This window comes from Chryseobacterium endophyticum, from assembly GCF_056333165.1.
In genome coordinates, this window is sequence record NZ_JBWGXE010000004.1 from 1 (window position 1) to 14,012 (window position 14,012).

Consider the following 14,012-nt stretch of genomic DNA (forward strand, 5'->3'; position numbering starts at 1 on the left):
ATATTGCACAAAAATATTCTTTTTTATCAATGTTTAAAAGAAATTCAATATCAATTTATTATGAATTTAAGCAGACCGTACTTAACTGATTTCTTTTTGATATCTTGCGCTAAATTATAATCCCTTAACGACAAAACGTGTCGTTTAATATGTGCACTGAAAGAAAAAGTAATATCGTATTTTTCAGATCCAGTAATTTTGCAAGAAAAAAAAACTTATTATGAAACTTCCCCTCCATTATGAAACATCATATGTCAAAGAAGTACTGTACAACCTTTCTTTGAAAGACCTGAATGATGAAGAATGGAAACCTATCGAAGGTTTTGAAAACTATGCCATCTCCAATTACGGGCGATTGAAAAGCCTGGAACGTCAGTCATCGTCATTATTCGGAAATGAAAAGATGCTTCCGGAGATGATTATGAAGCTGATTTTTGTAAAAAATTTCAACCAGTATCTTCAAAGCGCCAAGTATCAGGTGCACTGTACGCTGTCGTCAGATGGAAAAAAATATAGAAAATCCGTAGCAAGATTGGTATATTTCCACTTTGTGAAAAAATTTGACACTAAAGACCGAACATTGTCGGTTACTTCAAAAGACGGTAATAATCTCAATGTACATTATTCCAACCTGAAAATGATCTCGGTAAGTGAAAAAAGGGTGATGACATTTAAAGCAAACCGTGCCCGCAACCGACACGTCATTTATGGGCAGCCTGTCAGCCAGTACACCACCGAGGGCATACTCATCAAACATTATAACAACATGTATGAAGCGGCCGAGTGCATTAACGTAACCCCAGAATCCGTGATGGATGTGATCCATAAAGAGTTTCTAACATCCGGAGGATACCGGTGGTTTTTAAAAAGCAATCCGCCTGGAAAGGAAGATTTTATTGTAAAAAACAATATACAAACTCCGCAAGATATTCTTAATATCACCTTATGGGAAAAATTGGGCAGGCCCGATATTGACATAAAAAATCCGCCGCCGGTATTGAACTTTTCATTGGGCTGCCTGCCGGGAGAAGATTGGAAACCCATTCCCCACTTTGAAACTAGATTTATGATTTCCAGTAAAGGCCGGGTCAAAAGGCTCAGCGGATGGACCACAACCGGTAGAAAAATTTTTCTACAGGAAAAAATCTTATCTCAGCTTCTTTCCACCGAAGGCGATCACCACTCGCTATTTACGATCTTAAACCATGAAGGCAGGCAAAAATACATCAGTACGGTTAAACTGATGTATTACTGCTTTGTGGAAAAATTTGATCTATATGGAAAAACACAGATTGTGGTGAATAGAAGTAATCCATTTTGGAATATCGACCTTCAGCAACTTTCCCTGCATTCCATACATTCGGTACTCAAAGGAAAGCTATCACAATAGAATTGACAGAGTCTATTTTCTGACCATTGCCGTATCCTTAATCTTATACAATAGTTCAGCCTCCCTCAGGACTGAAATTACATTATCATCAATATTTATCGGCCTCTATATTTAATATTGATGACAAAAACATTTTTTTCAAAACTTACGGTCCATGGGATCAACTGTTACCTTTCGTCGGTAATCGGCAAGGTCTTCATTTGGAGGTATTGATATTAATTTAAAGTTAATTAATTACTTAAAAATTTTCGACAATAAAAATTTTTTGATATATTTATACTTCTGATTATCTACTGAAAATCTCTCAGATGGATGATAGAAAATCACTGAAAAATATGCTTATATAATACAGATCCGTTTCTAAGCATATCTAATTACTGTACCGTTTTAAAATCTGAAAATTATATCTAAAGAATTAGATTTTTGGAGTTTTCCAGAAATTTAACTTGCATGATGCAATCCACTTTCCATTTTTGTGATAAAAATAGATTTATGGGATAACTCTGGCTGAAAAGTTAAAAGTCAGTAGAATATGTTTTGAAAACTCCTTAATTGTTGCAGAATACTCGCAGAGCCCCATACCATTTTTACCTTTTACAGAAATAGATTGACTATCAGATTTTAATAGAAATTAATCCAGTAACACAACAATGAATTTTAATGTAAACAACAATAAGAATATAAAAATCTAATTAACGCTTAAACCATGAGAAAATATTTGCTACTGATGATACTATTTTTGCTCACAGTAAACACTTACGCCCAAAAAACAGAGACATTCAACGGAAAAAGTTATTACGTAAAAGATAAAAAGCTTTTGGAGAGTAACGGATTCGAAGTCAATACCAAGGTAATTACTATAAAACTTAAGTCCAGATCAATTGAAGCTAGTCGAATTGAAAAATTTGGTAAAGTAATAAGAGCTAATCCTCTTGGCTTTATTGATATTGAAGTTCCTGAGCAATATAAAGTTCTGGAATTTGCAAGAATGCTTTTAAAATTCCCTGAGATAGAACTAGTTGAACTTAATACCATAGGCAAATATGGATATGTAAGCGATAAAAAGAAGAAACTAGTATCAATACCCAACGACAGCCAGTATTCGGCGCAATGGTATCTTGGAAAAATTAATATGCCGGCAGCTTGGGATTTAACGACAGGTAGTACATGTATTACTGTTGCAGTGATTGATTCCGGAACAGATTGGACACATAGTGATTTGGGATTGGGAGCAGATACCTACCAAAACATTTATCTTAACGGTCTCGAAGATTCTTGGTCTGACCCCAATAATTCTTCCAGTGGTAACCATCTTGATGATGATGCTAATGGTGTTATAGATGATTGGAAAGGCTGGAACTTCAGTAACAACAGTAATGATGTAAGAACATCAAACTTTCACGGCACACATGTGGCAGGTATAATCTCAGCAAAAAGAAACAACAATATCGGAATAGCGGGAATAGCAGGAGGAAATAATGGAGCGGGCACAAAACTGCTACCGCTATGCATTGGAGTTAGTGCTCCTGACGGATCGGTTATCGACGATGCTATTTACTATGCCGTAGCTAAAGGAGCAAAAGTAATACAGTTAAGCCTTAGTGTTAGTGAGAATTCAGCCATAAACAGTGCTATCCAATTTGCAGTTGATAGTAATGTTACTGTGGTATGTGCTGCAGGAAACGATGGTAGCAGTGTAGGTTATCCTGCAAGAAATACTAATGTTATTTCGGTTGGTGCTACCAATACGAATGACCAAAAAGCAAATTTTTCGAACTTCGGCAGTAATCTTGTGATTTCGGCTCCAGGTACAGATATTTATAGTACACAATTATCGAATTCGTATGCTTCATCTGATGGAACTTCTTTCTCTGCACCAATTGTTTCAGGAATTGTCAGCTTGATGCTTGCCATGAATCCATCATTAACCCCAACGAATATCAGAAATATTCTTACCACGACAGCTGATAAAGTTGGTGGTTACAGTTATGTAAACGGCAGGAGTAACGAACTTGGATATGGCCGCATTAATGCCTATGCAGCCCTTCAGCAATTAACTGTTTCCATTGTAGGACCCAATTCATTTTGTACGAGTCAAAATTATACGAGAAATACCTCTTCTTCATGGTCGTTGACCACTTTGAGCGGCGTGTCGGCGAGTCTTTCAAGTACTACGGGCACTAATGTAACGGTTTCTGCTTCAGGTTCAGGTAAAGCTATTCTTTATGCATCGCAGTTGGTTTGTGGAAGTACAGTTACAGTTAGTAAAGAAATTAGTTATGGTACACCACTAAAATCGCTTCTATCAGTTAGGGGTACAAGTTCTATTGGAAATCCAAACCAACCCGGAGATTATGGAATACGTTATGACGGACAAAATGTTTGCGGCTCCAATAACAAAGCCTCACTCACTAATATAGAATGGCAAGTTTCTCCTACAGCAAACAGTATGCAGGAAGGAAGTATGGCTTGCGCTATGGACTTTCCTATTGGAGCAGGGCAGACGATACGATTTGGAAGTACAGGCACAAAATACGTCAGAGTTCGTGCCAGAAATGCATGTGGATGGAGTGATTGGACCGATTGGGCATCATTTTCAGTAAACGTATCAGGAAGCGGAAAGTTTAACTATGCTTTTTATCCCAATCCGGCAAGCGATATAATTAATATTGGATATTTGGATAGTGAAAATAATGGAATGCAATCCAAGTCTGATGAGGCTAAACCATTCACGGTAAGATTATATGATGGTTTTGGAAAGATCCTCAGAGATAGCCGCTCTGTTGATGGTACAACAATACAAATGGATGTACGCAATATAACTAATGGCACGTATTATTTACACATGACTGGCAACGGAGAAACTGAGAAAAAACAAGTAGTTATCAACCATTAATCTACAATTTGGCAGTAATGAATTTCATTGCTGCTATATATTGAAAATTCATAATAGACCTAATAAAAATAATTTACATTTTCGTAACGATTTTACAATTATGATCTAAAAGTCTCTATGTTGATTGAATTTATAAAAAGTTTTTATATGCAATTACTTTCTCTTAGGTTGAATTTTTGATATGATAACAATGTTGTTAACGTGGATTTGAATATTACAAAATAAAAAAGGCAGCCAAAATTAGGTTGCCTTTCACATATTATCTTAAATAAAACTTTTATATACTTTTTGTAGGATTCATTAAAGTTTTGACAAGCAACGTATTCGTTTAGGCTAGACCCAATCCGTACGTTATTTAAGTACCATTGAAAGTTCATCGTCCAATAAATGCATCCACTCTTACAACGCTTGGTAACTCCACCGATCAAGACAACGACGGCACCGATCGCATAAATCAGCTTCGTAGCCGGATCCAAGTAGGACGTTACCATCTGGGTCGCTTCATTGATACCCCTTACCCCATTTACATGAGCAAAGGCTCCCTAGCCTGCCAGTATTAACCTATAAGTCAACAGCAGCTTTTTTCTTTGTTTTTCCATGATTAAACACTAAAAATAATAGTTATTACCCGCAGCCTGCGAGCTTTGACATCAAATGTATTGGGACGCATTTAGGGAAATAATGAACTGGCAATTAATGAGGCTGCCTGGCTGTAGTTGGCCTTGCAAGGTATTTTAATGCATAAAAAAAACCAATTAGGATTAATCTGAAGCGTTAATTGTGAGAAAAAAATGATAGGGAAGCTAATCAGCGTACTGAATTACATTTATTAGGTAATAAAGTTCCATGTAGATTGAGCTAAATTATCGGATGTAAGCAGAACGTAAAGTTTTTAAATAAAACTAATTCCTTAATGACTTGATCAGTATAAATACTAAAATGTAAAAACAGGTAAAATTACTGAAAGATAAAAATCACTTCTTCCGTAGTTTTATTAAACAATATTTTTTAACCAAAACAATTTAACCATGAACACCAATAACCGTACTATTCAAAGTACAAACATTTCGGTTAGAACTTTCTGTGTCACTTTAAAACGTTTTTAATTATGAAAGAACACGCTCATCATCATGATCACATGTGCTTCTGCGCATGTACCAATCCCATTGTTACATTATTAAAAAAAGATCTTTTTGGACCAGAAAATCTCCCGCTGATGACCGCAAGTCTGCCTGAGAAAAAACCTGAAGTTGTTCAGCCGGCCCCTATCCTATTTACCGGCGGTATTATCAGACCAATGATCGACGGCAAAGCCGGCCTAGTCGAAGCTATCGGGTTTGCTGAAGGCAAGGTTGTTGCTACGGGAGATTTATCTTTTGTCACTGCAGAAATGGATGTGCATTTCAAAGATGAATATTCCATTAGGCACCTCGAACCCAACCAAACTTTATTGCCTGGGCTTTTCGAGCCACACATACATGTGGTCTTCTCAGGTCTAATGGCTTCTTTCGTAGACGTGGGCCCATTTGACGGCCAAAACATCAGGAAAGACTATAACAAAAATTGGGTTAAGGAACAATTGAGGGCCAACCTGCCTGAGGAATCTGAAGATGCCGTCTTATTTGCTAATGGCCTCGATCCTGCTTTGCTGACTCCTTTCTCCAAGGATAACTTTCAAAACATTGACTATACCTTTTTAAATGAGGTAAGTACAACAATACCGATAATGGTAATTAGCGCTTCCGGCCATACTGTCTATATAAATAGTCCGACGATAAGTAAAGTATATAAGAAAAACGAAGTCGCCCTTAAAGCCGCAGGGTATGCGACAGAAGAGGAATTTGAAGAAAAGGGACGTGGTTTATTACAGGAAGAAACAGGTCTTCTATATGCCTTTGGAACCTTTCAAACACAGATTATGGCTTTAGCAAACCGAGATATGAATAAAAACCTTGATCATTTTTTTGCTGAAGCCAATTCAAGGGGTATAACCTCTATGTATGATGCCATTCTTAATCCCGAATATCTCAAGTATCTCGACAAATACTTAAATTCTACTAATTTAAGTGTGCGATTGGGCGGCGCCAGATATTGCGAGAATATGAAGGAGTTTCCTGATTTACCACCCTACGAAGCTACGAAAGAATATAGTGATCTTTATTTTGGTCACGTAAAAGTGGTATCAGATGGTTCGAATCAAGGACTTACGGGTTACCAATCGGAAGATTACGCCTGTTTCCCAGAAACTTTTAAGGACGGTATATTTGATTTCCATCCTCAGGATAGCTATCCAGCATTGATAAAATCAATCATGATCGATAAAGGCTGGCCCATAATGATCCATGCCAATGGTGATAAGGCCGTAAGCCTAACCCTAGATGCATACCGTGAGGCGCTAAAATTATATGTAGGAACTCCACTCCGTAACCGCATAGAGCATTGCTCCTTATTCAGTAACCGTAAGCAGCTTGATGAAATGGCTGAATTAGGCATATCACCCAGCTTTTTAATTGGTCATGTAGGGTATTGGGGATTCATCTTTAAAGATATCATATTCAAAGGCCAGCAATTGGACGGATATGATAAAGTGGATATGCTAGACCTGTGTAAATCTGCCCTTGATAAGAAATTAAGGATCTCACTTCATAGCGATCATACCGTAACTCCCATTGGACCACTAAGGATGATGGAACAATCAATTACACGCGTAATGGAATCACTCCCACCAGAATATGATATCGCTCCTGTTCTCAATAAAGAAGAATGCCTAACAGCCGAAGAGGCTTTGCGTGCAGCCACTTATGATGCTGCATGGCAATGTTATGCGGAAAAATGGGCAGGCTCCTTGCCAAAAGGACATTTTGCAGATTTTATTATCCTAGCCGAAGACCCATTAAGTATGCCTCATGACAAGATCAGCATGAATATGCGCAATATCAAAGTACTAGAAACCTGGCTTGGAGGAAATGTTGTGTACCATCATTCAAATATAAATAGCTCCGTTAGTCAATAACGCTCATTTTAATACAAAAAATCTAGAATATATGACTTACAATGATTATCAAATGACATTTATCATGTCTATGATCTCGAATTTTGCACCTAAGCAAGATAATGTTACTGATCCAATTTCAGCTGCACAGTCAATTCAGGCAAACTTTGCCAAGAAATTGCCTGAAATTATTTCTGCCGCGGATTTTCCGGTAGATGTCAGCGTAGCCTGGGGTCCTTTTGTTGTTGTAGAATCTAAAGATATAACAAAAAAAGGTACTGCCACTGCTACAAATACCATGATCGTGTTCAAATATCCCAGTCAAACGGTTGCGGGTGTAAATGAATATGTCGTATCTATTGCAGGTACGAAACCAACATCTATCTTTGATCAAATGGACGAAGATTTGTTGGGAGGTAAAATATCTGCCTGGCCTTATTCCACTGGATCTAATAACATCAAAATCTCTCATGGTACGTTAAACGGCATCAAGCTTCTACTCGGCTTAAACCCCGATAATTCGATTACAAACTATTTTTCCAAATTAGATGACCCAAATGCGATTATCACTGTTGCCGGACATAGCTTAGGAGGAGCATTATCGCCAGCACTGGCCCTCGTGCTCTTTGGTAGCAATACGACTTATCCCGACATACCAACAAATGCTAAAACTCAAAATTGGACAACACGTACCTATGCTCTTGCAGGTCCAGATGTGGGCAACGGTGATTATGTTAATTACCTGAAAACAACTTTTCCACCGCAGACTGAACCTACCGTGAAATGGCAGCAGTTTAACTGCAAAATTTGGAATAGTCTTGATATCGTTCCTCAAGTGTGGTCAGAAGGTTTTGGCTCCTATATAGACACTATTTATGGCACAGAACTTACCACTCCCTTGGCAGTTAAAACTATTTTGTTCGGACTTAATAAAATGTTATTACTTAATAATGGGGGTATCAATCCCTACATTTGTTCCGATCCAGATAGAGATGGGCAATTTGCCGGCATCTTTCAAACAGCCTTACCAACGAATGGCCCGATGATAGCGGATGACTGCTCGAAAGGTGACTGTTCAAAAACGTCAACATCAATTGCTGAATGCAATTTTGTGGGCCAGATACTCTATCAACATATTAATGCCTATTTTGAAGAAATTGGCGTAACCCCATTCCTAAATGCAGTTACGGCAGGAAGTGAACCGACGAGTGTATGCAGCATTAAGAAAAAGCTATTGCCAATATGATAGTGAGTAAATAATAAATATTTAGTTGAAGGGCTCGGTATTGTACCGGGCTCTTACCATTTTATTTGTAGGCTGAGTACAACCAATTAGATACAAATAATTAAAGTGCCTTTCGTCAATGGACTATATTCAAATGAGTATCCATCAGATCCTTCTTTCATATCCTCAAAAGCGATGATGTTGTTTGGATTAGCTTTCTCGCTAAGTTCCATTTTTTCAACATCGACCATGAAGTCTGTTCCTACCAAATTAAGAAGCGGTAATTTGCGTTCCATAACTTTTTGAATTCGCTTTGGTTACCCAATAAGAATAAAGGGGAACCGTTCTAAACGAATTCCCCAATATCAAAATCATCGAGATTTTTTCTTGAGATAGTGCCAGAACCGACCTGCAGCGACAGCCTCCTGTCCAAAAGCTCGGCAATTCGCCTGGAAGCGTCTTCTGTAGAATTTTCCAATAGGGCGAAAAGTTCGGTTCCCTGTATTTTATGAACTACTTCAACCGCTTTTTGTTGCAAGGCTGGTTCCTGGATCTCTTTCCTAGGTACCATCCCCACGGTCGATAATTCTTCAAATGTAACCCCTTGGGCTAAACCGTCATCACCATCGGAAATTCCCAGTCTCCATTCTTCTTCCTCTTGTTCCAGGTCGACCGGACTGAAGATTTCATCAAGCTCTTCCTGCGGAACTTGTCTTTTGTAATCTTTCTCACTGATCTCGGTATCAAAATTATTGTCTTCCGGCATGGGATCTCGCTCTTGGCAGTCGGAGGCCTCATTTGGCAATAATCGTCTCTTTATCTCTTTAGATTGACCGATAATACTTGGCTGACAATTATTTGTACTGTTCTCCCGCTCAGATTTTGTAGGAGCACAGGTGATGCTGATTTTGTCATGTAGAAGCAGCCCAATGACAATAAGCAAGCAAATTATGATAATGATTTCCATATAATTTCTATAAAATAGGTTTGTATTTTTCGTTGAAGCTTTTAACAATCTGCTCCCCAAATTCTTCAAAATGATAAGCCAGCAGGTTATCCAGATACGCGTATATGGTTAACTTGTCTTCACCGATCACCTGAACAATACGGGAAAGTCTTTCATGAAAGTCCGGACGGATATAAACCGTCTTTCCATCGCGCGCATTCGTTTCTGATCGTTTTAAAAAGATGGATTCGTAATCCGGTGCTGCCATCCTTTTAGATTTATTTTTTTCTCTGGGGTTCTGTTGATGCACATCCTTTTCTTCATTTTCAGCGGTCATGATGGTTGGTAGTTGAAGTCCATCTCTTTGCACCCCGTCTTTCATTAATTCCATCATCATTTCCTCATCTAACTTTGGAATGTTTCTTTTCGATTCTCTTTCCATGACTTATAATTTTGTGATTTTCAAAAACTCATTCATAAACAAATCGAACCGGCAGGCTTTCATCATCTGCTCATCAGGGGGAAGAACTGTTGATCGGAAAACAGCTTTAGCCACCATTTCACTTTCCTTCCGAAAGCGCGTACTGTTCATGATCTGAGCAGTCATGAGACTTAAGTCCAAGTCCTTGATTAACTTGGTATAAATTTCATAAAGAGGAGATCGCTCCCTCCCGTCAACCTGGTTCCAGAATAAATTGATGGATATGATCGATGTTTTACCTTTTTTCATAATCACTTCTTGCATCAGCTGAGTAAATACCAGTGTACTTTCCATCACCAGGCGGTCAGCTGTGATCGGAGTGAAAATATGATGCATTCCGGCAAGGGCATTTAAAATGCCAGAGGTATTCACCGTGCCGGGAAGGTCAAAAAAAATGACGTCAATCGGCACGGGTGAAGCATCCAGAAAGTCATACGCCGTTTGTAACAACCCTTCAGCTTTACTTTGCAGGATGGGATACACCTTTTTGTTAATCGTCGTAAATTGTTTATAGGCAATTCTTTTTACAACCTCATTTTCCATGATCATAGTAAGGTCGCGGGCTCTCATTTTAAACAGGCTATACTGTGGAAAGTCACCGTCAATTACTGCCACATTGTACCCCAGCCGATAATGAAGTGTACTGGCCGTAAGCGCGGTAAAGGCAGATTTCCCAACTCCTCCCTTTTGAGATGAGAATGCAATAAATAGTGTTTTTGGTTCTGTTGTCATTGTTTTAGGATTAAGGATTTTTATTTTGTTATTTAAATACATTGATAGTTCAGTATTTGCAGAAATAAGCAGATGGGTACTTAACTGACTCTATAGCTACCGGTCTGTAAAGGCCCATCTCTGTATCTGCACTCACCTACAACTTGTTGCACATATGTCCCTATCCGCTTATTGATATAATGATGCCCATCAACGCATACCAGTGTCTATATCCATTTACATCGATATATCCGCTCAGCTATAGTTAATTGCCAATGTCATTGCGTAGGTACATACCCACCCACATTTCTATAACCGTCTGCTTGTACAAAAAAATGCAGATAGGTATACGCACCCGTTTAACTGGAATCCAGTGGCTTCTGATTGCGCTCTTTGGCGCCTAATCGTGTCATGCTTCTATTATGATTACTTCGTTACTTTACCACTGTAATTGTGAAGCGTCATGAAGAGCTATCAATACACCCGCCCGATTTGCAGAAACAGCCATAGGCTGTTCTACCCTGGTAACTACAATCCGTACCGACGGGCGGATGCTTGTGTTCTCCAGAACACAGCAAGTTGTGTTTTGAGCATCTCGAAACGTTTTCGGCTGCTGAAAACAACTTGCCCTTGCAGGGGGCAGAAACAATCTCCAAAGTCGATGTTTTATAAAATAAAATGGATGGATTATGAATGAGCAAAATAATAAGAAACCGCAAAAAATAGGTCGCCGCCCTAAGGCTGACCCTGCCAAGATCCGATATACAATCTCTTTTAACGAGGTTGAAAACGCACGTTTTCTTGAACTTTTTGAACAATCAGGGATGCGGGTCAAAGCTCATTTTATAACCTCCTGTATTTTTGAAAAGACGGTAAAGACTATCAAAGTGGATAAAGGAACAGTGGATTTTTATATGAGGCTGACCTCTTTTCACAGCCAGTTTCGTTCGGTAGGCGTAAATTATAATCAGGCCGTAAAACTTCTTTACACTCATTTTTCTGAAAAAAAAGCGTCGGCTTTACTTTTTAAACTGGAACAGCAAACTATAGAAATGGTGGAGATATTCAAGAAAGTTGTTCAATTGACCGAAGAATTTAATCAAAAACATCTAAAAAAAGAATGATAATATGATTGCTAAAATCGGAAGAAGCAGCAATTTGTACGGTGCATTGTCCTACAATAATATGAAAATTGAAAAAGAGACAGGAGAAATCCTGCTAACCAACAAAATGATCGAGACAGCTAATGGAAAATATACTGTAGGTCAGCTGGCAAAATCTTTTGAGCCTTACCTTTTGGCGAATCGAAATACAGAAAAACATACCCTGCATATTTCTTTAAATCCAGATCCTAAAGACGTAGTTTCTGATGAGAAATACAGACTAATGGCTCAGCAATATATGCAAAAGATGGGCTATGGAGAACAGCCGTTTGTTGTATTTAAACATACGGATATAGACCGAAGTCATATTCATATTGTCTCTGTATGCGTGGATGAGGATGGTAAAAAGATCTCTGACACATTCGAAAAGGTCCGTTCGATGAAAGTATGCCGGGAACTGGAGGAGCAATTCGGATTAATATCAGTTGTTGAAAAAGAAAATAATTTAAAAAGTGAAATTTTTAAAGCTGTTGATTATAAGCGGGGTGATGTTAAAAGTCAGATCGCCTCAGTGGTAAGAAACATCAGTTCTCAATATCAATTTCAGTCCTTGGGTGAATACAACGCACTGCTCTCTCTTTACCATATAACCGCGGAAATAGTGGAAGGCGAACTGCACGGTCATGTGCAAAAAGGCTTGCTGTACTTCCCGACGGATAGGATCGGGAAAAAGACAGGCAGACCTTTTAAATCCTCGCTGTTTGGAAAAAAGGCAGGCCTTGGCTCTTTGGAAAAGCACTTTCGACTTTGTAAAGCCAAGATGAGAAGCCTTGCCGGGAAGGAGAACCTGAAAGAAAAAATTATTTTGAGTTTACAAGCCTCAAATGACGAAAAAACATTTGCGAAAAAATTATGCGAACAAGACATCGATGTAGTAATTAGGAAAAATAACAAGGGAAGAATTTACGGAATGACTTTTATCGATCATGGGTCAAAGACCGTATGGAATGGTTCAAGATTGGGAAAAGAATGTTCTGCCAACGCATTCAACGCGTGCTGGAATAACAATCTGAAACCCGATGAAAAAGGAGCTGAACAAACATATGATAAATCGACTACATCGAATGATACCAATTTTCTTCCGACATTAGATCAATTCTTCGACATGATGGATACAGATACCGCTAAAGATTTATTCGAATCAGTAGGCGGCTTAGTACCACAACCTCGGGGAGAAGATGATGAGGAAATTGATTTTGCAAAAAAGATGAAAAACAAACGCAAACGCAAAAAACATTAGTGAATCCAGTAAATTATGCAGAGTAAAAACTTTAATTGAACAATCTTCTGAACTCCAAAGGTGAGAGATTTGTCTTTATCTTAAAAAGTTTGCTGAAAGATTGCGAATGTTCAAACCCCAGTTCATAAGCAATTTCGGAAACGGAGAGATTGGTTGTTGTCAATCTATCTTTCGCTTTTTCGATGAGCTTTTCGTGGATGTATTGCTGCGTTGTTTGTCCGGTCAGAGTTTTTAGCAGACTTCGCATGTATTGCGGCGACATTTTAAATTCTTCGGAGAGAAACTGAACGCTTGGCAAGCCATGTTCTTTCAGATGAGTCCCATCAAAATAATCATTGAGCAGATTTACCAGTTTTTCTAAAAACTGGTGATGTGCTTTTTGACGGGTAATAAACTGTCGTTGATAGAAACGTTGTGAATAATTTAAAAGCGTTTCCAGTTGGGAAATGATAATATTCTGACTGAATGTATCAATATTGGTCTGATATTCTTGCCTGATGTTTTCAACGATCTGCTGAACTTTTATTTCCTCATCCTCTGATAAAAAAAGGGCTTCATTAACTGAATAATCAAAGAATTCATATTTTTTAATAGCTGCAGCTAAAGGTGTATTCCAAAGAAAATCCGGATGAATCAAAAGCGACCAACCTGTAGGATTTTTGGCATTTTCTTCTCTTAAAATGGTCAGAAGTTGATGAGGCGCCATACAAAACATAACGCCTTCATCAAAATCATAATCCTGCTGTCCGTACCTGTATTTATGATTCATATCTCTTTTCACGGAAATCATATAAAAATCGAATATCAAACTTTGTTTCCCACCTTCCAAAGCCGGTGCCATGTCTTCAAAATTGATTACACTGATGAGTGGATGCTTTGGCTTTGTCAGACCTCGCAAGGTATGAAATTGTGAGATCGTTTTTATTCTTATTGGTGAATCGGACATCGTTTCAATATTTAATAAATAT

General features: G+C 38.3%; 11 protein-coding genes and 1 pseudogene. 6 read left to right on the top strand and 6 right to left on the bottom strand.

What is annotated here, in order from left to right:
* Positions 1-220 precede the first annotated feature (220 nt).
* Together AC0N32_RS10400 and AC0N32_RS10405 are read left to right on the top strand one after the other, a co-directional pair.
* Positions 221-1,390 carry an NUMOD4 domain-containing protein gene (locus tag AC0N32_RS10400; protein WP_476393790.1) on the top strand — a complete coding sequence of 390 codons (1,170 nt, stop codon included), beginning with the start codon at positions 221-223 and terminating at the stop codon, positions 1,388-1,390.
* 706 nt (positions 1,391-2,096) lie between these two features.
* Positions 2,097-4,286 carry a S8 family serine peptidase gene (locus AC0N32_RS10405; RefSeq protein ID WP_476393791.1) on the top strand — a complete coding sequence of 730 codons (2,190 nt, stop codon included), beginning with the start codon at positions 2,097-2,099 and terminating at the stop codon, positions 4,284-4,286.
* A gap of 413 nt (positions 4,287-4,699) precedes the next feature.
* Here the strand turns inward: AC0N32_RS10405 and AC0N32_RS10410 are convergent.
* Positions 4,700-4,885: pseudogene (locus AC0N32_RS10410) on the bottom strand (DUF4134 family protein); the annotation flags it as partial.
* 509 nt (positions 4,886-5,394) lie between these two features.
* Between AC0N32_RS10410 and AC0N32_RS10415 the strand changes: the two are divergent.
* Both AC0N32_RS10415 and AC0N32_RS10420 read left to right on the top strand, forming a co-directional pair.
* Positions 5,395-7,299 (top strand): amidohydrolase, encoded by a 1,905-nt coding sequence (locus tag AC0N32_RS10415; protein ID WP_476393792.1) that lies wholly within the window; start codon positions 5,395-5,397, stop codon positions 7,297-7,299.
* Positions 7,300-7,330: 31 nt separating this feature from the next.
* Positions 7,331-8,524, top strand: a complete 1,194-nt coding sequence (locus AC0N32_RS10420) for a lipase family protein (RefSeq protein ID WP_476393793.1) — start codon at positions 7,331-7,333, stop codon at positions 8,522-8,524.
* 86 nt (positions 8,525-8,610) lie between these two features.
* On the opposite strand, the gene AC0N32_RS10425 is transcribed toward AC0N32_RS10420, so the two are convergent.
* The 4 genes from AC0N32_RS10425 to AC0N32_RS10440 form a co-directional block, all read right to left on the bottom strand.
* On the bottom strand, positions 8,611-8,799 hold the full coding sequence (locus tag AC0N32_RS10425) for a hypothetical protein (protein WP_476393794.1): 189 nt from the start codon (positions 8,797-8,799) through the stop codon (positions 8,611-8,613).
* A 50-nt stretch (positions 8,800-8,849) separates the two neighbouring features.
* Positions 8,850-9,269 (bottom strand): hypothetical protein, encoded by a 420-nt coding sequence (locus AC0N32_RS10430; protein WP_476393795.1) that lies wholly within the window; start codon positions 9,267-9,269, stop codon positions 8,850-8,852.
* A 208-nt stretch (positions 9,270-9,477) separates the two neighbouring features.
* Positions 9,478-9,891 (bottom strand): DUF3408 domain-containing protein, encoded by a 414-nt coding sequence (locus AC0N32_RS10435; protein WP_476393796.1) that lies wholly within the window; start codon positions 9,889-9,891, stop codon positions 9,478-9,480.
* A gap of 3 nt (positions 9,892-9,894) precedes the next feature.
* Positions 9,895-10,662 carry a ParA family protein gene (locus tag AC0N32_RS10440; protein ID WP_476393797.1) on the bottom strand — a complete coding sequence of 256 codons (768 nt, stop codon included), beginning with the start codon at positions 10,660-10,662 and terminating at the stop codon, positions 9,895-9,897.
* 668 nt (positions 10,663-11,330) lie between these two features.
* On the opposite strand from AC0N32_RS10440, the gene mobA reads away from it, so the two are divergent.
* Complete coding sequence (gene mobA / locus AC0N32_RS10445; RefSeq protein ID WP_476393798.1) at positions 11,331-11,765, top strand: conjugal transfer protein MobA; 435 nt, start codon at positions 11,331-11,333, stop codon at positions 11,763-11,765.
* A 4-nt stretch (positions 11,766-11,769) separates the two neighbouring features.
* Positions 11,770-13,044 carry a conjugal transfer protein MobB gene (gene mobB, locus AC0N32_RS10450; RefSeq protein WP_476393799.1) on the top strand — a complete coding sequence of 425 codons (1,275 nt, stop codon included), beginning with the start codon at positions 11,770-11,772 and terminating at the stop codon, positions 13,042-13,044.
* A gap of 31 nt (positions 13,045-13,075) precedes the next feature.
* Here mobB and AC0N32_RS10455 read toward each other — a convergent pair whose 3' ends face one another.
* Positions 13,076-13,990 carry a helix-turn-helix domain-containing protein gene (locus AC0N32_RS10455; protein WP_476393800.1) on the bottom strand — a complete coding sequence of 305 codons (915 nt, stop codon included), beginning with the start codon at positions 13,988-13,990 and terminating at the stop codon, positions 13,076-13,078.
* Between the last annotated feature and the right edge of the window lie 22 nt (positions 13,991-14,012).